Annotated in this window: 19 protein-coding genes; 7 read left to right on the top strand and 12 right to left on the bottom strand. The window is 73.7% G+C overall.

The features are described from left to right. Positions 1-11 precede the first annotated feature (11 nt). From OG392_RS12315 to OG392_RS12290, 6 genes are all read right to left on the bottom strand, one after another. A complete protein-coding gene (locus tag OG392_RS12315) occupies positions 12-773 on the bottom strand; it encodes an SDR family NAD(P)-dependent oxidoreductase (RefSeq protein ID WP_329278554.1) in 762 nt (253 codons plus the stop codon). Between the two features lie 27 nt (positions 774-800). After that, on the bottom strand, positions 801-2,183 hold the full coding sequence (locus tag OG392_RS12310) for an MFS transporter (RefSeq protein WP_329278552.1): 1,383 nt from the start codon (positions 2,181-2,183) through the stop codon (positions 801-803). A 93-nt stretch (positions 2,184-2,276) separates the two neighbouring features. After that, positions 2,277-2,861, bottom strand: coding sequence for a TetR/AcrR family transcriptional regulator (locus OG392_RS12305; RefSeq protein ID WP_329278551.1), 585 nt, complete (start codon positions 2,859-2,861; stop codon positions 2,277-2,279). Between the two features lie 37 nt (positions 2,862-2,898). Next, positions 2,899-3,261: a nitrite reductase small subunit NirD gene (gene nirD, locus OG392_RS12300; RefSeq protein ID WP_329278549.1), complete on the bottom strand. Its 363-nt coding sequence runs from the start codon at positions 3,259-3,261 to the stop codon at positions 2,899-2,901. Continuing rightward, a complete protein-coding gene (gene nirB, locus OG392_RS12295; protein ID WP_329278547.1) occupies positions 3,258-5,792 on the bottom strand; it encodes a nitrite reductase large subunit NirB in 2,535 nt (844 codons plus the stop codon). Before nirB ends, nirD begins: the two co-directional genes overlap by 4 nt. Further along, the gene (locus OG392_RS12290; protein ID WP_329278545.1) at positions 5,789-7,087 is read right to left on the bottom strand and encodes an NAD(P)/FAD-dependent oxidoreductase; all 1,299 of its coding nucleotides are present in this window, start codon (positions 7,085-7,087) and stop codon (positions 5,789-5,791) included. The genes nirB and OG392_RS12290 overlap by 4 nt, the downstream gene beginning before the upstream one ends. A gap of 371 nt (positions 7,088-7,458) precedes the next feature. Between OG392_RS12290 and OG392_RS12285 the strand changes: the two genes are divergently transcribed. From OG392_RS12285 to OG392_RS12275, 3 genes are read left to right on the top strand one after another with little or no spacing between them, the layout of a single operon-like run. After that, positions 7,459-8,766, top strand: a complete 1,308-nt coding sequence (locus OG392_RS12285) for a ferredoxin reductase family protein (protein WP_443055068.1) — start codon at positions 7,459-7,461, stop codon at positions 8,764-8,766. After that, complete coding sequence (locus OG392_RS12280; protein ID WP_329278541.1) at positions 8,759-8,950, top strand: hypothetical protein; 192 nt, start codon at positions 8,759-8,761, stop codon at positions 8,948-8,950. Before OG392_RS12285 ends, OG392_RS12280 begins: the two co-directional genes overlap by 8 nt. A gap of 37 nt (positions 8,951-8,987) precedes the next feature. Continuing rightward, positions 8,988-9,773: a sulfite exporter TauE/SafE family protein gene (locus tag OG392_RS12275; RefSeq protein WP_329278539.1), complete on the top strand. Its 786-nt coding sequence runs from the start codon at positions 8,988-8,990 to the stop codon at positions 9,771-9,773. A 280-nt stretch (positions 9,774-10,053) separates the two neighbouring features. On the opposite strand, the gene OG392_RS12270 is transcribed toward OG392_RS12275, so the two are convergent. The 5 genes from OG392_RS12270 to OG392_RS12250 form a co-directional block, all read right to left on the bottom strand. Continuing rightward, on the bottom strand, positions 10,054-10,671 hold the full coding sequence (locus OG392_RS12270; RefSeq protein WP_329278537.1) for a class F sortase: 618 nt from the start codon (positions 10,669-10,671) through the stop codon (positions 10,054-10,056). 80 nt (positions 10,672-10,751) lie between these two features. After that, complete coding sequence (locus OG392_RS12265) at positions 10,752-11,258, bottom strand: hypothetical protein (RefSeq protein ID WP_329278535.1); 507 nt, start codon at positions 11,256-11,258, stop codon at positions 10,752-10,754. Positions 11,259-11,572: 314 nt separating this feature from the next. Beyond that, entirely contained in the window at positions 11,573-12,034 is a 462-nt protein-coding gene (locus OG392_RS12260) for a hypothetical protein (protein WP_329278533.1), read from the bottom strand. Then, positions 12,031-13,743, bottom strand: a complete 1,713-nt coding sequence (locus OG392_RS12255) for a right-handed parallel beta-helix repeat-containing protein (protein ID WP_329278531.1) — start codon at positions 13,741-13,743, stop codon at positions 12,031-12,033. The genes OG392_RS12260 and OG392_RS12255 overlap by 4 nt, the downstream gene beginning before the upstream one ends. Before the next feature lie 53 nt (positions 13,744-13,796). Continuing rightward, positions 13,797-14,576, bottom strand: coding sequence for an aminotransferase class IV (locus OG392_RS12250; RefSeq protein ID WP_329278529.1), 780 nt, complete (start codon positions 14,574-14,576; stop codon positions 13,797-13,799). A gap of 92 nt (positions 14,577-14,668) precedes the next feature. Here OG392_RS12250 and OG392_RS12245 point away from each other — a divergent pair, with 92 nt between their 5' ends. The 4 genes from OG392_RS12245 to cutA are packed head-to-tail and all read left to right on the top strand — an operon-like array spanning position 14,669 to position 19,625. Further along, complete coding sequence (locus tag OG392_RS12245; protein ID WP_329278527.1) at positions 14,669-15,280, top strand: NADPH-dependent FMN reductase; 612 nt, start codon at positions 14,669-14,671, stop codon at positions 15,278-15,280. 12 nt (positions 15,281-15,292) lie between these two features. After that, entirely contained in the window at positions 15,293-17,026 is a 1,734-nt protein-coding gene (locus OG392_RS12240) for an ABC transporter ATP-binding protein (protein WP_329278525.1), read from the top strand. Continuing rightward, positions 17,023-18,909, top strand: a complete 1,887-nt coding sequence (locus tag OG392_RS12235) for an ABC transporter ATP-binding protein (protein WP_329278523.1) — start codon at positions 17,023-17,025, stop codon at positions 18,907-18,909. The genes OG392_RS12240 and OG392_RS12235 overlap by 4 nt, the downstream gene beginning before the upstream one ends. Further along, positions 18,906-19,625 carry a divalent cation tolerance protein CutA gene (gene cutA, locus OG392_RS12230; protein WP_329278521.1) on the top strand — a complete coding sequence of 240 codons (720 nt, stop codon included), beginning with the start codon at positions 18,906-18,908 and terminating at the stop codon, positions 19,623-19,625. Before OG392_RS12235 ends, cutA begins: the two co-directional genes overlap by 4 nt. Here cutA and OG392_RS12225 read toward each other — a convergent pair. Then, positions 19,612-21,732: a molybdopterin oxidoreductase family protein gene (locus OG392_RS12225; protein WP_329278516.1), complete on the bottom strand. Its 2,121-nt coding sequence runs from the start codon at positions 21,730-21,732 to the stop codon at positions 19,612-19,614. The genes cutA and OG392_RS12225 overlap by 14 nt on opposite strands. Positions 21,733-21,848 lie beyond the last annotated feature (116 nt).

Below are 21,848 nucleotides of genomic sequence, written 5' to 3'. Positions count from 1 at the left end.
CCCCGCGCGTGTCAGGCGGAGACGCCGCCGTCGATCACCAGGTCCGTGCCGACGGCGGAGCCGGCCGCGTCCGACGCGAGGTACAGCACGGCCGCCGCCACCTCGGCGGCGGAGGAGATCCGGCCCAGCGGGGACTCCTGCTTCATCCGGACCTCCCGCTCGGCCTCCGTCTCGCCGGGCCGCAGCGACATCGTGGACTCCGAGGCGCCGGGGCTGACCGCGTTGATGCGGACCCCGTCGGCGATGTGGTCCAGGGCGGCCGCCCTGGTCAGCGCCGACACGGCGGCCTTCGAGACCTGGTAGCCGAAGACTCCGGGGATCCGGACGTGCGGGCCCAGGTTCGACGCGATGTTCACGATCGCCCCGCCCCCGTGCGCCCGCATGTGCGCGACCTCGGCCTGCAGGGCGTGCAGCACCCCCGTGACGTTGATGTCGAGGAGCGTCCGCCAGTCGTCCAGGGGGAAGTCGGCGGCGCTGTGGCCGCCCCGGAAGATCCCGGCGTTGTTCACGGCCACGTCGAGACCGCCGTAGACCTCGACCGTGCGCCGGACCAGCTCCCGTACGGACCCGGCGTCGGCCACATCGGCCGTGACGGCCGCGGCGGTGCCCCCGGCGGCCTCGATCAGACCGACGGTCCCGTCCAGGGGCTCGGCGGTACGGCCTGCGACGACGACCTTCGCGCCCTCGGCGGCGAAGGCGAGCGCGATGGCGCGGCCGAGACCGGAGCCGGCCCCGGTGACGAGGACGACGCGGTCGGTGAAGCGTGCGTTCATGTGAGTCGACTCCCGTGTGAGTGCTTGCTACTTGACGCGGATCGTGAGGACGGCGAGTGCGGCGAAGAGGGCGGCGGCAGCCGCCAGGGACACCGCGTCCCCGCCGAGGGTGAGCAGGGCGGCGAAGAGCACGGTCGGGCCGAGCTCCATCGCCGTGTTCAGGACGCCGCCCGCGAGGCCCGCCCGGTGGGCGGGGACGTCGTCGGTGGCCAGGACGGCGGCGGCGGAGAAGGACAGGGCGCCGCCGGCCGGCAGCAGGAGCAGACCGGGGAGCAGCCCGTACGCGTACGGCACCGTGGTGTCGGAACCGGTCGCGGCGAGCAGCCCGAGTCCGGCGGCCGCCGTTCCGAGCCCGGTCGCGGTCACGCGTCCGGGGCCGCACCGCCCGATCAGCGGGCCCGCCAGCCGTCCCGAGCCGAGCAGGGCGACCGCGAAGGGCACGAAGGCGGCGGAGGTGCGCAGTTCGTCCCAGCCGCGCTGCTGCTGGAAGGAGAGGGAGAGCAGGACGAAGACGGTGGCCGTGCCGGCCGCCGTGAGACCGATCGCCGCGAGGCCCAGGGACCGGCGGCCGTCGCGCAGGAAGTCCGGGGGCAGCAGCGGGTCGGCGGTGCGCCGCTCGACGGCCCCGAAGGCGGCGAGGAGGAGCATCCCGGACAGGAGGGGGACCAGGACCGGGGCGGAGCCCCAGGCGTGGGCGTCGGTGAGGACGAGACCGAAGCTGCCGAGGGTGATCCCGGCGGTGGCGAGCAGGGCGCCGGGGAGGTCGAGGGACCGGCCGTCCGGCGCGCGGCCGGGTCCGGGCACGGCCGGCGGCAGGACGCGCGGCGCCAGGAGCAGGGCGACGACGGTCACCGCGACCGGCACCGCGAACGTGCCGCGCCAGGACGTGGCCCCCGCGATCACCCCCGAGAGCAGGTTCCCCGCGGTCGCGCCCAGTACGGAGAGGCCGCCCCAGGTGGCCATCGCCCTGCCGTAGGCGGCCGGTCCGGGGAACAGGGACCGGAGGAGCGCCATCGCCGCCGGGGCGACGAGCGCGGCGCCGACGCCCTGCCCGAACCGGGTGGCGAGCAGCGCCTCGTACCCGGGGGCGAGCGGCGCGAGGGCGGAGGCGGCGCCGAAGAGCAGCAGCCCCGCGGTGAGGGTCCGGCGCCCGCCGTAGCGGTCGGCGAGCCGTCCGCCGAAGAGGAGCAGCCCGGCGAAGGCCAGTCCGTACGCGGCGCTCAGCAGGATCAACTGGGACCGGTCGAGCCGGAATTCGGTCCCGATGCGGGGGAGGGGCACGGCCAGCGAGGCGAGCGTGAAGATGAGGGTCATCTGCACGGCCGCGAGAAGGGCGAAGCCGCGCCGGGGCGGTCGTCCCGCCTCGGTCGGACGCTCGGTGACCGTTGTCGTCGTGTGCTGTGTCCGCATGGTCCATCCCCCCTTGAACTTGACCGTACATTCCAGAATGGGCCCCGAAGAAAGGGCGCCCCCCGTGGGCGCCCTTTCCGCTCTCCGCGGGCCTCAGTCCAGCAGGCCCAGTGCCTGTTCCGCCGCGTCCCGGACCCTGGCCGGGTCGCTTGACGCCTTGCCGACCACCCGGATCCCCTGGAGCAGGACCAGGAGCATGCGCGCCAGGGCCCGCGGGTCCCGGTCGGCCGGCAGCTCGCCCCCGGCGCGGGCCCGGGTGAGCGCCGCGTACAGGAGTGTCTCGATCTGCTCCCAGCTGAGCTCGACCCGGCGGGCCACCACCGTGTCGTGCGGGCCCAGTTCCGCCGCCGAGTTGGTGACGAAACAGCCGTTCAGCCGCTCGTCGTCGGCCGAGGCCTCGGCGGCGAAGCGGCGGACGACCGCGCGGACGGCCGGCAGGGCCGGGCCCGGCGCGGACAGCTCCTCGACGATCCGCGGGTCGCGGGTCTCCAGGTAGCGGTCCATCGCCGCCAGGTACAGCGCGTGCTTGTTCCCGAAGGTCGCGTAGATGCTGGCCCGGCCGATGCCGAGACGCTCCACGAGGTCCGACATCGTCGTCGCCTCGTAGCCGCGCGCCCAGAACAGGTCGAGGGCGGCCTGGAGCGCGGCGTCGGGATCGAATTCCTTGGTCCTGGCCACGAGAAGACCGTACGGCTATCTGGAACGACCAGTCAAGTTACTTCGCTCGTACCGGATACACCGCCACCGCGACCCCGTCGTCGTCCAGGCACCGCCCGGTCTCCAGGTCGAAGCGCTGCTTCAGGAGCGGGGAGGCCACGAACGGCCGCCCCTCCGCCGAACCGACGAGCCCCCGGGAGAGCACCTGCGCCCCCGTGAACGGGTCGCGGTTGTCGATCGCGTACGTCCGCCCCGAGCGGTCCCGGAAGACCGCCACCTGTCGGCCGTCCGGCAGCAGTGCGGCCACGCCCCGGCCCGGGGTCAGCCGGGCCTCCTCGCAGACCGTCACCCAGGAGCCGGGGTCGGGGGAGATCTCGAGCGTCGTCGTGGTGGGAGTCGTGAGCGTCGTGAGGGTCGTCATCGGGAGGAAGCCCCTTCCAGCGTGCTGTTCGTCCTGCCGAGCGTCAGGAACGTGAGATCCGGCTTGATCTGGTCGCGCTCCGGAACGAAGCGGACCGAGGGGTCCGGTGCCTCCGGGTCGTTCACGAAGGAGACGAAGCGCCGCAGCCGCTCCGGGTCGTCCAGGGTCTGCGCCCACTCGTCCTGGTAGTCGGCGACGTGCGCCGCCATCAGCGCCTCCAGCTCGTCGCAGAGCCCGAGCGAGTCGTGCACCACCACGTCCTTGAGGTGGTCGAGCCCGCCCTCCAGGCGCTCCAGCCAGGTCGACGTCCGCTCCAGGCGGTCCGCCGTCCGGATGTAGAACATCAGGAACCGGTCGATCAGGCGCACCAGTTCGGCGTCGGAGAGATCCTGGGCGAGCAGGTCCGCGTGGCGCGGGGTCGCGCCGCCGTTCCCGCCGACGTACAGGTTCCAGCCGTTGGCCGTCGCGATGATGCCGAAGTCCTTCGACTGCGCCTCCGCGCATTCGCGGGCGCAGCCGGAGACAGCCGACTTGAGCTTGTGCGGGGCGCGCAGGCCCCGGTAGCGCAGCTCCAGCTGGATCGCCATCTTCACCGAGTCCTGGACGCCGTACCGGCACCAGGTCTGCCCCACGCAGGACTTGATGGTGCGCAGCGCCTTGCCGTAGGCGTGCCCCGACTCGAAGCCCGCGTCGACCAGTCGGGTCCAGATCGACGGGAGCTGGTCCACCCGGGCGCCGAAGAGGTCGATCCGCTGGCCGCCGGTGATCTTCGTGTAGAGGCCGAAGTCGCGGGCCACCTCGCCGATCACGATCAGCTTGTCCGGGGTGATCTCGCCGCCGGGGATGCGCGGGACCACCGAGTACGAGCCGTTGCGCTGCATGTTGGCGAGGAAGTGGTCGTTGGTGTCCTGGAGGGAGGCCTGCTCGCCGTCCAGGATGTAGCCGTTGTTGAGGGAGGCGAGGATCGAGCCGACGGTCGGCTTGCAGACCTCGCAGCCCTCGCCGCCGCGCGCCTCCTCCCGGCCGTGCGAGTCGAGGAGCGCGGCGAAAGAGGTCACCCGCAGGGCGCGGGCGATCTCGTACAGCTCGCTCCGGGTGTACGAGAAGCAGCCGCACAGGCCCTTGTCGGTCGGCGCCGGCAGCAGCTTCTCGATGACCTTCACGCAGCTGCCGCAGCCCGTACCGGCCTTGGTGCACTTCTTCACCTCGGCGAGCGAGGAGCACTCGCCGATCGCGTGCTTCGTCACGTTGTGGCAGGAGCAGATCACCGCGTCGTCCGGCAGAGCCGAGGGTCCCAGCGCCACCGGTGCGCCCGCGCCCGCCGGAAGGACCAGCTGCTCGGGGGAGACCGGAGGCACGGTGCCGGTGAGCGGACGCAGCAGGCCGTACTGCTCGGCGTCGCCGACCAGGACACCGCCGAGCAGGACGCCCTCGCCGCTCACGACCAGCTTCTTGTAGACGCCCGAGCGGGAGTCGGAGTACACGACGTCGAGGCAGCCCTCCGTCGTGCCGTGCGCGTCGCCGAAGGACGCGACGTCCACGCCGAGCAGCTTCAGCTTCGTCGACATGTCGGCGCCGGTGAAGCCGTCGCCCTCGCCGGCCTCCTCCGCCAGGGTCGCGGCGACCGTCTGCGCCATCTCGTAACCCGGCGCCACCAGGCCGTAGACCCGCCCGTCCGAGGCGAGCGCGCACTCGCCGATCGCGAAGACCGCCGGGTCGGAGGTACGGCACCGCTCGTCGACCGCGATGCCGCCGCGCTCCCCGACGGTCAGGCCGCAGTCGCGGGCCAGCTGGTCCCGGGGCCGTACGCCGGCCGAGAACACGACCATGTCCGTGGCCAGTTCGGAGCCGTCCGACAGCTTCATGCCCGTGACCGAGCCGTCCGCCGTCAGGACCTCCTGCGTGCCCGTCCCCGTGTGGACGGTCAGCCCCATCCGCTCGATCGTCCGCAGCAGCGCGGCGCCACCACCGTCGTCGACCTGCACCGGCATCAGCCGCGGTGCGAACTCCACGACGTGGGTGTCGAGTCCGAGACCCTTGAGCGCGCCGGCCGCCTCCAGGCCGAGCAGACCGCCGCCGACGACCGCGCCGGTCGTCGCCGTCTTCGCGTACTCCTCGATGGCGAGGAGGTCCTCGATCGTCCGGTAGACGAAACAGCCGCGGGCGTCCTTGCCGGGGACGGGGGGCACGAACGGGTACGAGCCGGTGGCGAGGACGAGCGCGTCGTACGCGAAGACCCGCCCGGACCGGGCGGTGACCGTACGGGCCTCCCGGTCCACCGACTCCGCCGCGTCGCCCACGTACAGCTCGATGCCGTGCTTCTCCATGAAGCCGGCCTCGACCATCGACAGGTCGTCCGGGGTCCTGCCGGAGAAGTACGAGGTCAGCTGGACGCGGTCGTAGGCGGGGCGCGGCTCCTCGCAGAGGACGACGATCCTGGCCCGCTCGGTGACACCGCGGTCGGCGAGCGACTCCAGGAACCGCTGGCCGACCATTCCGTGGCCGACCAGGACGATGGTGGGGGTGGTCATGAGGAGCCTCCGTCGTGGGTGAGCAGGTGCAGCAGGGGGGCCTCGTCGGGGAGGGCTTCGTCGCCCTCCCAGGCCCGGGCGAGCGTGCCGACGGCGGCCAGGTCGCCGAGGAGGACGCCACCGACGAGGCGGTCTCCGCGGACGACGACCTTGCGGTAGGCGCGGCGGGTGGCGTCGGTGAGCTGGACGACGTCGTCACCGGGTCGCGGGGTGGCGTCGCCGAAGGCGGCGAGGTCGAAGGGCTCGGCGCCGCCGAGGGTGAGGCGGGTGAGGGCGCGGGTGCCGGCGTACCCCGTCGTGGAGGTACGGCCCGCTCCCTCCGCCGTCGTGCGCGGTCGTTCCGCCGGGGCGGGACGACCGGCCACGCGGAGGTGGGCCGGGATCGCGGAGCCGGCCGGTTCCGCCGACAGCAGGTCCGCCAGCGCGTCCGCCTGCTCCAGGGCCGGGCCCGCCAGGCCGTAGACCCGGCCGCCGTGTTCGGCACAGTCGCCGACCGCGTGGATGTACGGGTCCGACGTCCGGAGTCCGTCGTCGACCACGATCCCCGTCGCCACCGCGAGACCGGCCTCCCTCGCCAGGGCCACCCTCGGGCGGACCCCGCACGCCAGGACCACGACCTGCGCGTCGAGGACGAAGCCGTCGGCCAGTTCGACCGCCGTCACCTCGCCGTCCCGCTGCCGCAGACCGCTGACCCGGCACTCGGTGTGCACCTCGACCCCGAGGGACTCGACGTGTTCACGGAGCAGGCCGGAGGCGGCGGCGTCCAGCTGGCGCTCCATCAGGCGCTCACCCTGCTGGGTGAGCACCACCTCCGCGCCCAGTGCGGCCAGTGCCCGCGCCGCCGAGACCCCGAGGAGCCCGCCGCCGATGACCACCGCCCGCACCCCCGGCCGTACCCGGTCGCGCAGCGCCAGGCAGTCGTCGAGCGTGCGGAAGGCGTGGACGCCCTCCGGCAGCGCCGCCCCGCCCGCACCGCGCAGTCCGCGCAGCGGAGGGAGCACCGGGTTGGAGCCGGTGGCCAGGACCAGCCGGTCGTAGCCGACGAGCGAGCCGTCCGCGCACTCCACCGTCCGCGCCGCCCGGTCGATCCGCACCGCCCGCACCCCGAGGCGCCCCGGCTCGCGGGTCCCGGGCAGGGCGATGACCTCGGGGGCGTACCGCCCGGCGAGGACGTCGGCGAGCAGCACCCTGTTGTACGGGGCGTGCGGCTCCTCGCCGAGGAGGGTGACGGGCAGGCGCTGGGCGAGCCGGGCGCCCGCCGTTCCGCCCCCGACCACCACGATCCGTGTACTCATACCGGGAAGCGTGCGCGGCCGGTGTTACCCGACGGCATCCCGACTGTTTCCCGTACGGAACGCTGATCTCCGTCCCCGGCCCCGGCCGCTGTGAGGCCGGTCCGGTCCGGGCGGCGCGCCCGTCAGGGTTAACCCGTGGTCAGGCTCGGCTCAAGCCAGGCTTAAGGATCGGTGAGAGGGGGCTGAGCTGCGGATTCCCGTATACGGGCGGACCTACTGTGCCGGATGTGACCACCGAGGCCAGCCATCCTCTCTACGTATCCCTCCGTGCCGAACCGGCCCCCGCACCGGCCCGCGCGGCGGCCCCCGGACCGGCCCCGGCGCCGCCCACGCCCGCCGCACCACCCCGTCCCGCCCCGCCCCTTCCCGTCCTGCGGCTCGCCCCCGACCGCCTGCGGAGCGCGATCCTCGGCGGCGCCGGGGCCGTCGCCCTGCTCTGGGGTGTGCAGGCCCGGCCCTCCGCCCGCCTCGACGCCTTCTTCGCGTCCGGCGCGCACCTCACCGGTCTGCTCGCCGGGTACGGCGTCCTCGTCCTGCTGCTGCTCATGGCCCGCGTCCCGGCCGTCGAGCACGGCGTCGGCGCCGACCGGCTCGCCCGCTGGCACGCCCTCGGCGGCCGGTACGTCCTGGGTCTGATCGGCGCGCACGCCCTCCTTGCGCTCTGCGGGTACGCCGTGCACACCCGTACCGACCTCGTCACCGCCACCGGGGGCCTGCTGGGGTACGGGGCGATCGCCGCCGCCGCGGCGGGCACCGTCCTCTTCGTCGCCGTCGGCGTCACCTCCGCCCGGGCCGTACGGAACCGGGTCCGGCACGAGGTCTGGCGGGCCGTCCACCTCGGCGGGCTGCTCGCCGCCGCCCTCGGCTTCGTCCACCAGCTCGCCGGACCCGACATCGCCGGCAGCCTCCTCGTCCGCTGGCTCTGGTCGATGGCCCACGGCACCGTCGCCGTCCTCCTGCTCTGGTACCGGCTCGTCGTACCCGTCCGCGCCGCCCTCCGCCACGAGCTGCGGGTCGTCGAGGTCCGCGACGAGGGCCCGGGCGTCGTCTCGGTGCTCGTCCGGGGCAGGGGAGTGGCCCGGCTGTGTGCCGAACCCGGCCAGTTCTTCCGCTGGCGCTTCCTGCGGCGCGGGCTCTGGGCGACGGCCCTGCCCTTCTCCCTCTCCGCGCCCGTCCGCGACGACACCCTGCGGATCACCGTCAAGGCGCTCGGCGACCACACCCGCCGCATCCGCCGGCTCCGCCCCGGCGTCCGGGTCCTCGCCTCCGGCCCCTTCGGCGCGCTCACCGCCCACCGCCGCACCCGCCGCAAGGTGCTGCTGCTCGCCGGAGGCGTCGGCATCACCCCGCTGCGGGCCCTGTTCGAGACGCTGCCCGGCGGGCCCGGCGACGTGACCCTCCTCTACCGGGCCTCGGACGCCGCCGGGCTCGTCCTGCGCGAGGAGCTCGAGGTCATCGCCCACGAGCGGCAGGCCGCCCTCCACTTCCTCCTCGGCCGCTCCGACGACTCCTTCGACCCGCTCGCGCCCCAAGCCCTGCGCCACCTGGTGCCGGATCTCGTCGCCCATGACGTCTACCTCTGCGGGCCGCCCGCCATGGCCCGCGCCGCCACCGCCAACCTGATCCGGGCCGGAGTGCCGGCCTCCCGCATCCACAGCGAGGACTTCGACCATGGCTAGACACGGTGCTCCGCGCGTCCCCGCCGTCGACCAGGCCCGGCGCCGGCTCGCCGCCGCCCTGCTCGGGGCCGGCGCGCTCGCCGCGACCCTGCTCACGGCCTCCGTCTCCCCGGCCGCGCCGCCGGCCCCCGACCGCGGTCCGGGCGCCGCAAGCTCAGACGTAGCTCAACTCTCCCGGGATTGATGGACGGGGCAACGATCGTCTCCCTAGGCTCACGGGCATGCCCGAGATATCGCTGACCACCCTTGTCCTGCTGTGTCTCGCCGCGCTCGTGGCGGGCTGGATCGACGCGGTGGTCGGCGGCGGCGGTCTGCTCCTGCTGCCCGCCCTGCTGCTCGGGCTGCCGAACGTCCAGGCCGCGCACATCCTCGGCACCAACAAGGCCGTCGCGATCGTCGGCACCACCGGGGCCGCGATCACCTACGTCCGCAAGGCACCCGTGCAGGTCTGGACGGCGGTACGCATCGGGCTGGCCGCCCTCACCGGCTCCATGGCCGGCGCCTTCTTCGCTGCGGGCATCAGCAGCGACGTCCTGCGTCCGGTGATCATGGTCGTGCTGCTCGCCGTTGCGGCCTTCGTGATGCTGCGGCCGACGTTCGGCGCGAAGGCGGAGGGGGAGGAGCGGGCGCCGCTGACCCGGGCCCGGATCGTCACCGCGATCGTCGTGGTCGGCGGCGGGATCGGCTTCTACGACGGCCTGTTCGGTCCCGGCACCGGCACCTTCCTGGTGCTCGCCCTGACCGCGGTCCTCCACCTCGACCTGGTGACCGCCTCGGCGACCGCGAAGATCGTCAACGTCTGCACCAACGCGGGCGCGCTCGCGATGTTCGCGTACCAGGGCAGCGTGTACTGGCAGCTCGCCGCCGTCATGGCGGTCTTCAACCTGATCGGCGGGACGGTCGGGGCGCGGATGGCGCTCAGCAAGGGCGCCGAGTTCGTGCGCGGGGTGCTGCTCGTGGTGGTGCTCTCGCTGGTCGCGAAGCTCGCCTTCGACCAGTGGGCCTGACGCGGGCGGGGGCCGGGCCGTCCCTTCCGGACCTCGCCCGACCCGCTCCCGGAGGGACGCCCCAGGGGGCCTGTCGATCAGGCCGGGCTCGATCGACCAGACCCCCTAGGGCCTGTCGTCACACTCCCGTCTGCCCCGCGACGCCTGGCACGCACTCTCGCCGCACCGGGCGAAAGCCCGAGTACGTCCAGTACGAGGGCTTCCTCCCGGCACACCGAGAGCACGCACCAGACGCCGCGGGGCCGCCCTCCGGGCGACGACGGGAGTTTGACGACAGGCCCTAGCGCACTCCGATGAGGTGGCCGAAGGCGACCACGTTCCCCTGGTAGCCGTTCTTCTTCGAGAAGCCGCCGCCGCAGGTGATCACCCGGATCTCCGCGCGGTCCGCCTCGTCGTACACCTTCCGGTCCGGGAAGTCCTTGATCTCGTAGACCTCGACCGCGTCGACCGTGAAGACCGCGGTCCGCCCGTCCTGCCGGTCGACCTCGATCCGGTGGCCCTTCCTCAGGGCGCCGAGCGTGTAGAAGACGGCGGGTCCGTCGGCGTTGTCGACATGGCCCGCGACGATCGCCGTGCCCTTGGCGCCGGGCGCGGTGCCGTTCCCGTACCAGCCGGCCATGTTCCGGTTCCCGGCCGGCGGTACGTCGAGCGAACCGTCCGAGGCCAGGCCGAGCCGCATCATCGGGGCGTCCACATCGGTCTCGGGGATGCGCAGCCTGACCGGCGCCGACGGCGGCAGCGGGTCGGCCGCGGCGTCGGTGTGCACGCTCGGGCCGGCGGCGAAGGCCTGGGCGGCCGACGGCACGGGAGGGGTGACCTGCTCAGAGCCGTTCTGGACGAGCCAGAGCCCGACGCAGGCGGCCGCGGCTATGCCCCAGCCCTTGCTCCTGTTGCTCACCTGGGTTCCCTAGGGTGTGGCCCTGCCCCCGCCGGGGCCGTGTTCGGGCGCTCCGGCGGGGGCAGGACAGGCGGATGGTCTCAGTGGCCCTGCGCGCCGCTCGCCCGGCGGCGCAGGAGCCAGACCCCGCCCACGGCAGCTGCGGCCAGCACCGCCGCGCCTGCCGTGACCTGGGCGGTGTCGGGGCCGACGCTGCCCCCGACACCGGTCTGGACGTGGCCGCTGGGACGCCGGTGCTTGACGGTCAGGTCGCCCCGGGCCGTCTTGCCGTTGTCGCAGGCCACGCTGATGCCGTACGTGCCGGCCTTGGCGTGCTCCGGTACGTGGAACTGACCGACCACGACGTCCTTGTGCGTGCTCGGATTCAGCTGGAACTCGCCCGCGCCGAGCGAGTTCGCGTCCCCGACGCCGTGGCCGTGCTTGCCGCAGGCGAGCGTGTTCACGGTGACGCTGGTGCCGGGCTCGGCCTCGGAGGGGAAGATCTCGAGCCACTCGGAGTTGTTGGCGAACGCCGAGGGGGCGGCGACGGCTCCGATCGCGGCGACCGTCAGCGCGGTACCGGTGAACAGGCGGGCAATGGTGCGCATGGGGGGCCTCCGGGGCGCGCGAGCGGTCGAGCGGGGCGGTCCTCCCGGGAGGGACTTCCCGGAACGGCCTTCTGTGACCGAGATAAGTGCCGCCGCGCGCGCCGCGCCTCCTGATGAGGCATCAGGATTGGGCCGTCCGATACGGTGTGTCGCCTGGATTTTCTGCGTTTATGCAGGTCAGGGCTGTCTTCGTCGTGTCGGCGGACGCCCCGTGCCGAACGGGTGATCAGATCACCCCGCAGGTCTCCGCGCCCGGGCCTCCGCGCCCGGCCTCCGCGCCCGCCTCCGCTCCCAGCCTCCGCCACCGGACCTCGTCAGCCCCCCGTCAGCCCGCCGATCGCCGCCAGCGCCCATTCCTGCGCGCCCACCGTCGCGCCGGCCGCGATCCCCGTGGCCACCGGGGCGAGCGCGCCCCGGAGCCGGGTGAGCGCCCGGCGCACCCTGCCCTCCTCGACCGGCTCCTCCTGTCCGATCACCGCCAGGACCTCCTCGGCCGCCTCCCGGGTGTCCTGCCGGTCCTGCTCGGCGAGTCCGGCCTCGGGGAGCTGCCGGAGGAGCTCGTTGATCCGCTCGGCGAGGGCCTCGTACCCCGGTGCGACCGCGCCGGCCGTGCCGTTGTTCTGCTGGTTCTGGGTCACGGTCCCGTTGTCCCAGGCGAACTGGCCCTGCGAGACGGAGCCGTTGAACACCGGCCCGTTGTAGTGGTTCACCTGGGGTGCGTCGCCCCCCGGTGCCTCGTTCCCCTGTGCGTCGTTCTGTTCCGGCCGGTCGCTCATGAGAGGGATCCGTCCCCTTCCGTCGTCTGCTGGTCCTGGTGGACGTTCTCGTTGCCCCAGGCCACCTGGATGTCCCGGACCGGCCCGTTGAAGACCGGCCCGTTGAAGATGTTGATGATCTGCTGCGGCGGCCCGGCCGGCTTCTCCGCGTGCCGGACGATCCTGAGCGAGGTCCGCAGCCCGGCCGTGTCGACCCGGCCGTTGCCGATGACGGCCACCCCGCGGGTGCCGGTCACCGCGCAGTCCAGCAGCTGTCCTCCGGCCTCCTCGTCGACGCGCGCGCCGGCCTTCGCGCAGTCGCCGAACTCGCTCCTGGCGATGTCGAGGTACGCGGAGCCCGTCCCGTAGACGCCCAACGCCCCCGACCCGTTCACGGTGAGGTTCCGCGCGATGAGCCGACCACTGCCGAGGGCTCCGGCGCCGGCGCTGCCCACCGCCGTGACGACGCTGTCGGTCACACGCAGCTGGGCCTCCTCGGAGACGCCGAAGCCGAGCACGCAGTGTTCCGCGGTCACGTTCCTGAGCGTGACGCGGGACTGGCCGGCGATGGCCACGGCGGCCGTCTCGCAGTCGCGGAACGCCGAGTCCGTCACCTCGGCCGTCGTGCCGCCATTGCCACGGACCTCCAGACCGGCCTGGCAGCGGTCCACCCGGACCTGCTCGAACGTGGCCCCGGAGTCGTCGAGGACCCGCAGCGCGGCGTTCGTCAGGTCCTCGATCACGACGCCGGTGAAACGGCCCCGGGAGCTCTCGGTGACCGCGATCCCGACGTTGCCCCCGGAGACGCGTCCGCCGTGCACCTCCGGGGCGCCGCCCTTCGTCGCGAACACGGCGACATTGCCGGAGCGGAGCACCTGGCAGTCCTCGAACCGGCCCCGGGCGGCCGTCTGCACGTTGATTCCGGTGTCGTGGCAGTCGTCGAGGACGCAGCCGCGCACCACCGGGTCGGCGCCGCTCGCCGCGCCGATGCCGTGCCGCGCGCCGATGACCCGGGTGGTGTCGACGGAGCCCCGGGACTGCTCGGTGAACATGATCCCCTCGCCGTGCACGGCGGTGATCACGCAGTCCGCCACGACGAGCCGCGCCCGGGCGTCCGCCGTGAGGGCCGCCTGCCCGGTGCCGGTCAGTTCGCAGCCGACGACCTCGGCGTGCGCGTCGCTGACCCGCAGCCCGTGGATCCTGCTGCCCTCGATCCGGCTGCCCCGGACGGAGACCCGGGCCCCTTCGAGGACGGCGATCGCGTTGTCGGCGGCGTCGGTGAACCGGCACCGCTCGACCAGCCCCGCGCCCCCGGAGAAGAGCATCCGGCCGTGGGCGAGCAGGCTGTCCCGCAGGGTGACCGTGGAGTGCGGCCGGGCGTGCACGGCGACGCCGCTGTGCGCCCAGATCTCGGTGTGTTCGAGGGTGAGCGAGCCCGCGTGGCAGGCGACGACGTCCGCCTCGCGGCCGACGAGCGTGAGGCCGTGCACTCCTACCGTCCCGGAGGCGTCCAGGACGGTGCGCCGGGGCAGCTCGACCACGACGGAGCCGGGTCCCTCGGCGGCCACCAGCCGTACGTCGCCCCGGACGGTGAGGGCCTCCTCGTACCGGCCGGGTGCGATCTCGATCAGGGCCGGCCGGCCCCGCGCGCCCGCCGCCCGGAGGGCCGACGTGATGTCGGGGTGGGCGCGGCGGCCGCCGCGCGGCGAGACGACGTACCTCGCGACCATTCCGGTGACTCCCCCCGTACGGCTCGTGCGGCCCGCACGTCGTGCGCGGCCCCCTACGCCTTACTACCGCTCTGCAGTGCGTCCCACTCCACCGCGTCGTACGCCGAGTACACCCGCCCCATGAGCTCCTCGTCCACCGCGAACGTCACCTCGTCGATCGCCGTCACGGGGGCGATGGAGCGGGAGTTGGTGACGAACGCGGCCCGGTAGCCCGCCAGGTCGGCCAGCGTGACCGGTCGGCGGACCGACTCCAGGCGCGGCTCCAGCAGGGCCATGGCGATTCCGTGGAGGCAGGGTGCCGACGGCCAGATCACCGAAGTCCCGTCCCAGAAGGCGATGTTGGTGATCGCGCCCTCGGCGATCTCGCCGTGGGGGGAGGTCAGGACGGCCTCGTCGAAGCCGGCCCGCCGGGCGGCCTCGCGGTGGTAGCCCTGGCCGAAGCCGCCCAGGTGCTTGATGTGCGGCGCGGGCCGCCAGTACTCGACGGCCGTCAGGCGCTGCGGGGCGCCGGGCCCGTCCGGGGCGGGCGCGGCGACGGTCACCGCGACGCGGACGTCCGGGTACACGTACACGCGTACCGAGGCGTCCTGCTGCCCGGAGGCCTCCAGGGCGCCGGTGATCAGGGCGCGGACGTGCTGTCCGTCCAGTGCGCGGCCGAAGAGCTCGCGGGTCGCGTGGTCGAGCCGGTCGAGGTGCAGGTCGAGGCCCTTCGCGCGGCCGTCCCGCACCTGCATCGCCGTGAAGTGTCCGTAGCCGGTCATGAGGGCGGCGAGCAGTCCGGGGTCGGTCGCGGGGATGCTGTCGATCTCGATGTGCGGGGTCGGAGTCGTCATGCGCTCACCGTACGTGCGGGGAAACGGCCTTGGGGAAGAGCCTCGGGCCGGCGCTTGACCTCAACCAAACTTGAGGTACCACGATCACCGACATGGACATCACGAACGCCACCACGGCCACCGTCTCCGCCCCCCTCACCCTCGCCCTCGTCGTCGCCAGCGACCGCGAAGGCCGCTTCGCCCCCGTCGTCACCGACTGGTTCCGCTCCCGGCTCGCCGAGCGCGAGGACTTCACCGTCACCGTCGTCGACCTCGCCGAGACCGACCTCCCCACCTCCCTCTCGTACGACCCCTCCCCGGCCGTCCGCGCCGAACTCGCCAAGGTCACGCCGGTGTTGGAGGGCGCCGACGCCTACGTCGTCATCACCCCCGAGTACAACCACTCCTTCCCCGCCGCCCTCAAGAACCTGATCGACCGGCACTACACCGAATGGCAGGCCAAGCCCGTCGGCTTCGTCTCCTACGGCGGCATCTCCGGAGGCCTGCGCGCCGTCGAGCAGCTCCGCCAGGTGTACGCCGAGATGCACGCGGTCACCGTCCGCGACACCGTCTCCTTCCACCACGCCCACGCCCTGTTCGACGAGGACGGACGGCACAAGGACCCCTCCGCCGCGGAGGGCGCCGCCAAGGCGCTCCTGGACCAGCTCGGCTGGTGGGGCCGCGCCCTCAAGGACGCCAAGTCCGTCCGCCCGTACGGCGCGTGAGGGAACGTCGTCATGCTGCTGCGACTCCTCGCTCCCCGCCTCAGGCCGTACCGGGCCCTCCTCGCCCTCCTCGTCGCCCTCCAGCTCGTCCAGTCCCTCGCCTCCCTCGCCCTGCCCACCCTCAACGCCGGCGTCATCGACCAGGGCGTCCTGCGCGGCGACACCGACCGTGTCCTCGGCGGCGGCGCCACGATGGTCGCCGTCACCCTCCTCCAGGCGGCGGCCGCGGCCGCCGCCACCTACACCGGGGCACGGATCGCCATGGGCGTCGCCCGAGACCTGCGCTCCGAAGTCTTCCGCCGCGTCCAGGAGTTCTCCGCCCGGGAACGGGGCCGCTTCGGGGCCGCCTCCCTCATCACCCGTACGACCAACGACATCCAGCAGATCCAGACGTTCACCGTCCTCGTCCTGACCATGCTGGTAGCCGCGCCGCTCCTCTGCTTCGGCGGCATCGCCATGGCCCTGCGCCAGGACGTGCCGCTCGCCCTGGTGCTGTTCCTCTTCGTGCCGGTGATGGCCGGCGCCGTCGGCAGCGTCGTCCTGCGGATGCGGCCGCTCTTCAAAGGCATGCAGGACCGCATCGACCGCGCCAACCGCGTCCTGCGCGAGCAGATCACCGGAGTCCGGGTGGTCCGCGCCTTCGTCCGCGACCGGCACGAGCGGGAACGGTTCGCCACCGCCAACGACGAACTCCGCTCCGTCGGCCTCCGGGCCGGCCGGCTCCAGGCCCTGATGTTCCCCACCGTGCTCATCGTCTGGGAGCTGACGACCGTCGCGCTCGTCTACGTCGGGGCCCACCGCATCGAATCCGGCGCGCTCCAGCCGGGCGGGCTCGTCGCCTTCCTCGGCTACCTGCTCCAGACCTCGATGTCCGTGATGATGGTCCTCTTCCTCCTCATGAACATGCCCCGGGCCGAGGCGGGCGCCGAGCGCGTCCGCGAGGTGCTCGACACCCGCTCGTCGGTCGTCCCGCCGGTCCATCCGGTCAGGACCACGGCCGGCCGGGGCCATCTGGAGGTCAAGGGCGCCGACTTCCGCTACCCGGGCGCGGAGGAGTCCGTCCTCAGGGACGTCTGGCTCGAAGCCCGGCCCGGTGAGACGACCGCGGTCATCGGCTCCACCGGCAGCGGCAAGTCGACCCTGCTCGGACTCGTGCCGCGGCTCTTCGACGCCACCGGCGGCGAGGTCCTCGTCGACGGCGTCGACGTCCGGAAGCTCGACCCCGAACTGACGGCGAGGACCGTGGGACTCGTCGCGCAGAAGCCCTACCTCTTCTCCGGGACCGTCGCCACCAACCTCCGCTACGGCAGGCCCGACGCGAGCGACGAAGAACTCTGGCACGCGCTGGAGGTCGCCCAGGCCGCCGACTTCGTCCGCGGACTCGACGAAGGCCTCGACGCCCCCGTCTCCCAGGGCGGCACCAACCTCTCCGGCGGCCAGCGGCAGCGGCTCGCCATCGCCCGGGTCCTCGTCGCCCGCCCCCGCCTCTACCTCTTCGACGACTCCTTCTCCGCCCTCGACCCCCGGACCGACGCCCGGCTCCGCGCCGCCCTCAGGGAGGAGACCGCCGACGCGACCGTCGTCGTCGTCGCCCAGCGGGTCTCCACCATCCGGCAGGCCGACCGGATCGTCGTCCTCGACCGGGGACGGAACGTCGGCACCGGCACCCACTCGTCCCTGATGCGGGACAACCCCACCTACCGGGAGATCGTCCTCTCCCAGCTCACCGAGGAGGAAGCCGCATGAGCACAGCCACGGCGAGCCGCGCCGTGAAGGACGCGCCCACCGGAGCCGTCCCGGCCCGCACCGCTCCCTCCTCCGCGCAGCGCGGCCCCGGCCTCCCCACCCCCGCCCTCGAACGCTCCCTCTCCTTCCGCGCCTCCGGCCTCCGGCTGCTCCGCACCCTCGCCCCCGACCGGGCCCGGCTCCTCGGCGTGCTCGCCGCCGGCGCCACGGCGGTCTCCCTCTCCGTCCTCGGCCCGCTCTTCCTCGGCCGTGCCACCGACCTCGTCGTCACCGGAGCCACCGGCCCGGCCGGCGTCGACTTCGCGGCCGTCGGCCGGGTCCTCGCCCTCTCCGCCGCGGTCGTCGCCGGCGCGTCCCTCTTCACCTGGATCCAGCTGCGGATCGCCACCACCGTCGTCCAGCGGGCCGGCCACCGCCTCCGCGAACAGGCCCAGCACAAACTGGCGAAGCTGCCCCTCGGCTACCTCGACCGGCAGCCGCGCGGCGAGGTCCTCTCCCGCACCACCAACGACATCGACAACATCACCCAGACCCTCCAGCAGGCCTTCAGTCAGATGACCCGCGCCCTGCTCACCCTGGTCGGCGTCCTCGCGATGATGTTCTGGATCTCCCCGGTGCTCGCCCTCGTCGCCCTCGCCACCGTGCCCGTCTCGGTCGCCGTCGCCGCCTTCGTCGGCCGCCGCGCCCAGCCGCAGTTCGTGAAGCAGTGGGCGGTCACCGGCAGGCTCGGCAGCCATGTCGAGGAGATGATCACCGGCCACACCGAGGTCGTCGCCTTCGGCCGCCGCGCCGAGGCCGTCCGGCGCTTCGACGAACTGGGCGACGAGCTGCACCGGGCGAGCTTCCGCGCCCAGTTCGTCTCCGGGTTCATCCAGCCCGCCCTGACCTTCGTCGGCAATCTGAACTACGTCGCCATCGCCGTGGTCGGCGGACTGCGGGTGGCCAGCGGCACGCTCTCCGTCGGCGACGTCCAGGCCTTCATCCAGTACTCGTACGAGTTCAACGGCCCCATCACCCAGGTCGCCGCCATGGCCAACCTCCTCCAGTCCGGAGTGGCCTCCGCCGAGCGGGTCTTCGACCTCCTCGACGCCGGGGAGGAGGACCCGGACCCGGCAGATCCGAAGAGGCCGGAATCGCTCCGCGGCCGGGTCTCCTTCGAGAACGTCGCCTTCCGCTACGAGCCCGGCAGGCCGCTCATCGAGGACCTGTCCCTCACCGTGGAACCGGGCAGGACCGTCGCCATCGTCGGCCCCACCGGCGCGGGCAAGACGACCCTGGTCAACCTGCTCCTCCGCTTCCACGAGGTGACCGGCGGCCGGATCACCCTGGACGGCGTCGACACGGCGGCGATGACCCGGGAGGAACTGCGCTCCGGCATCGGCATGGTCCTCCAGGACACCTGGCTCTTCGGCGGCACCATCGCCGACAACATCGCGTACGGGGTGCCCGGCGAGGTCTCGCGCGAGCGGATCGTCGAAGCGGCCAGGGCCGCGCACGCCGACCGGTTCGTCCGCACTCTGCCCGCCGGGTACGACACCGTCCTCGACGAGGACGGCGGCGGTCTCAGCGCCGGTGAGCGGCAGCTGATCACCCTCGCCCGCGCCTTCCTCTCGGATCCCGTGATCCTCGTCCTCGACGAGGCCACCAGCTCCGTCGACACCCGGACCGAACTCCTCGTCCAGGAGGCGATGGCCTCCCTCCGGGCGGGCCGCACCAGCTTCGTCGTCGCCCACCGGCTCTCCACGATCCGGGACGCGGACACCATCCTGGTGATGGACGGCGGCTCGATCGCCGAACAGGGCGGCCACGAGGAACTCCTCGCCGCCGGGGGCGCGTACGCCCGGCTGCACGCCGCCCAGTTCGCCCGTACGGTGGAGACGTGATCGTCACCGTCCGTACCACCACCGACGCGCGCGCCAAGGCCGACGCCCTGGCGCGCGGCGCCGTCGAGGCCCGGCTGGCCGCCTGCGCGCAGATCTCGGGACCCGTCACCTCCGTCTACCACTGGCGGGGCGCGATCGAGACGACGGAGGAGTGGGAGGTGGTCTTCAAGACCACCGAGGCCCGCTACCCGGCTTTGGAGGCCCACCTCCTCGCCGCGCACGACTACGAGACGCCCGAGATCCTCGCCACCCGGGTGACCCGGGCCGGCGAGGCGTACGCCCGCTGGGTCGAGCGGGAGACCGAGGCCGCGCAGGAGACCGGGGCCCCGGCCCTCGAAGAGCGGCCGTTCTTCGTCTACGGGACGCTGCGCCCGGGCGCGTACAACCACGACCGGTTCCTCGCCGGCCGGATCGGCACCGAGGCGGACGCCGTGCTGCACGGGGCGGTCCTGCACGACGGACCCGGCTATCCCTACGTCGTCCCGGCGCACGGCGGCCAGGTGGTCGGCACCCTGCTCACCCCCGCCCCCGGCGCCTACGGCGAGCTGTTCGGCCTGCTCGACCGGCTGGAGCTGCCCGCCGGGTACGAGCGGGTGGCGATGGACGTCGTCCGGGTACGGGACAGCGCGCGGGTGTCCGCGTGGGTGTTCCTGGCGGCGCCCGACGCGCCCCTCGGCGATGTCATCGAGAGCGGCGACTGGTTCAGCCGGCCGTAGCGTCCCCGGCGGACAGCGGCTCCAGACGGACCGCGCACACCTTGAACTCGGGCATCCGGGAGACCGGGTCGAGCGCCGGGTTCACCAGGGTGTTGGCGCGGCCCTCGCCCGCCCAGTGGAACGGCATGAAGACGGTGTCCGGCCGGACGGCCGTGGTGATCCGGGCCGGTGCGACGGCCCGGCCGCGCCGCGAGACCACCGCGACCCGCTCGCCCTCCGCCACCCCGAGCCGCTCGGCGACCCGGGGGTGGAGCTCCACGAAGGGGCCGGGGGCCGCCTCGTTCAGCTCGTCGACCCGCCGGGTCTGCGCGCCCGACTGGTACTGGGACACGACCCGGCCGGTGGTGAGGACGACGGGGTACTCGGCGTCGGTCTCCTCGGCCGCGGCCCGGTGCACCACGGGCACGAACCGGGCCCTCCCGTCGGGCGTCGCGAACCGGTCCAGGAAGAGCCGCGGGGTGCCCGCGTGGTCGGGCTCGCCCTCGCCGGTCTCCGGGCAGGGCCAGAACACGCCCTGCTCCTCCTCGATGCGTCGGTAGCTGATGCCCGAGTAGTCGGCCGGACCGCCGGCCGAGGCGCGGCGCAGCTCGTCGAAGACCTCCTCCGGCTCGGCGGGAAAGCCCTTCTCCCAGCCGAGGAGCCCGGCGAGCGCGTGCAGCACCTCCAGGTCGCTCCGTACCCCCGCGGGCGGGGTGAGGGCGCGCCGGCGGAGCAGCACCCGCCCCTCCAGGTTGGTCATGGTGCCGGTCTCCTCCGCCCACTGGGTGACGGGCAGCACGACATCGGCGAGGGCGGCGGTCTCGGAGAGCACCACGTCGGCGACGGCGAGGAAGTCGAGCGAGCGCAGCCGCCCCTCGATGTGCGCGGCGTGGGGCGCTGAGACGACCGGGTTGGAGCCCATGAGGAGCAGGGACTTCACCTCGCCGCCGAGCGCGTCGAGGAGTTCGTAGGCGCTCCGTCCGGGGCCCGGCAGCGACTCGGGGGGCACGCCCCAGACCCCGGCCACGTGCGCGCGTGCGGCCGGGTCGTCGAGCTTGCGGTAGCCGGGGAGCTGGTCGGCCTTCTGGCCGTGCTCGCGGCCGCCCTGGCCGTTGCCCTGGCCGGTGAGGCAGCCGTAGCCGCTGAGGGGCCGGCCCGCCTTCCCGGTGGCCAGGCAGAGGTTGATCCAGGCGCCGACGGTGTCGGTGCCCTTGGACTGCTGCTCGGGGCCGCGCGCGGTGAGGACCATGCCGGTGGCGGCGTCGCCGAACAGGGCGACGGCCTCCCGGAGCAGCGGCAGCGGCACGCCCGTGATGCGCTCGACCTGCTCGGGCCAGTGGGACATCGCCCCGGCGCGGGCGGCCTCCCAGCCGGAGGTGCGCGCGTGCACGAACTCCTCGTCCACCCGCCCCTCGGCGACCACGAGGTGGAGCATGCCGAGGGCGAGCGCGAGGTCGGTGCCGGGGCGCGGCGCGAGGTGGAGGTCGGCCTGCTCGGCGGTACGGGTGCGGCGCGGATCGATGACGATCAGCTTCCCGCCGTTCTCCTTCAGCTCGGTGAGGTAGCGCAGCGCGGGCGGCATGGTCTCGGCGAGGTTGGAGCCGACGAGGATCACACAGCCGGTCCTCGGGATGTCCTCCAGGGGGAACGGCAGCCCGCGGTCGAGCCCGAAGGCCCTGCCGTGGGCGGCGGCCGCCGAGGACATGCAGAAGCGCCCGTTGTAGTCGATCTGCGAGGTGCCGAGCACCAGCCGGGCGAACTTCCCCAGCGTGTACGCCTTCTCGTTGGTGAGGCCGCCGCCGCCGAAGACCCCCACGGCATCGGGGCCGTGGTCGGCGCGGGTCCGGCGCAGCCCGTCGGCGACGGCGGCGAGGGCCTCCTCCCAGGACGCGGGCACGAGGGCCCCCGTGTCAGGGCATCGGATCAGGGGACCGGTGAGCCGGACCCGGGAGGAGAGCACGGCGGGGGCGGTGCGGCCCTTGCCGCAGAGCGCGCCCCGGTTGACGGGGAAGTCGGTCCGGTCGACCACCTCTGCGGGCAGCTCCGGGGTGCCGGTGGGGCGGAGCGACATGCCGCACTGCAGGGCGCAGTAGGGGCAGTGGGTGGGTACGGCGGTGGCCTCGGACATGCGGCCAGCGTGGGTCAGGCGTGTTACGCGGGGCGGCACCGCTGATTACGGGCGCGGTGCCATGCTCTCCGTCCGCCGCGGCACCCGGGGTGAGGCCGGCGCCGCCACGGCTTCCG

Source organism: Streptomyces sp. NBC_00691 (assembly GCF_036226665.1).
In the GTDB taxonomy this organism is placed as follows: domain Bacteria; phylum Actinomycetota; class Actinomycetes; order Streptomycetales; family Streptomycetaceae; genus Streptomyces.
Note: the sequence above shows the minus strand (reverse complement) of the source record. Positions and strands in the feature narration are given on the sequence as shown.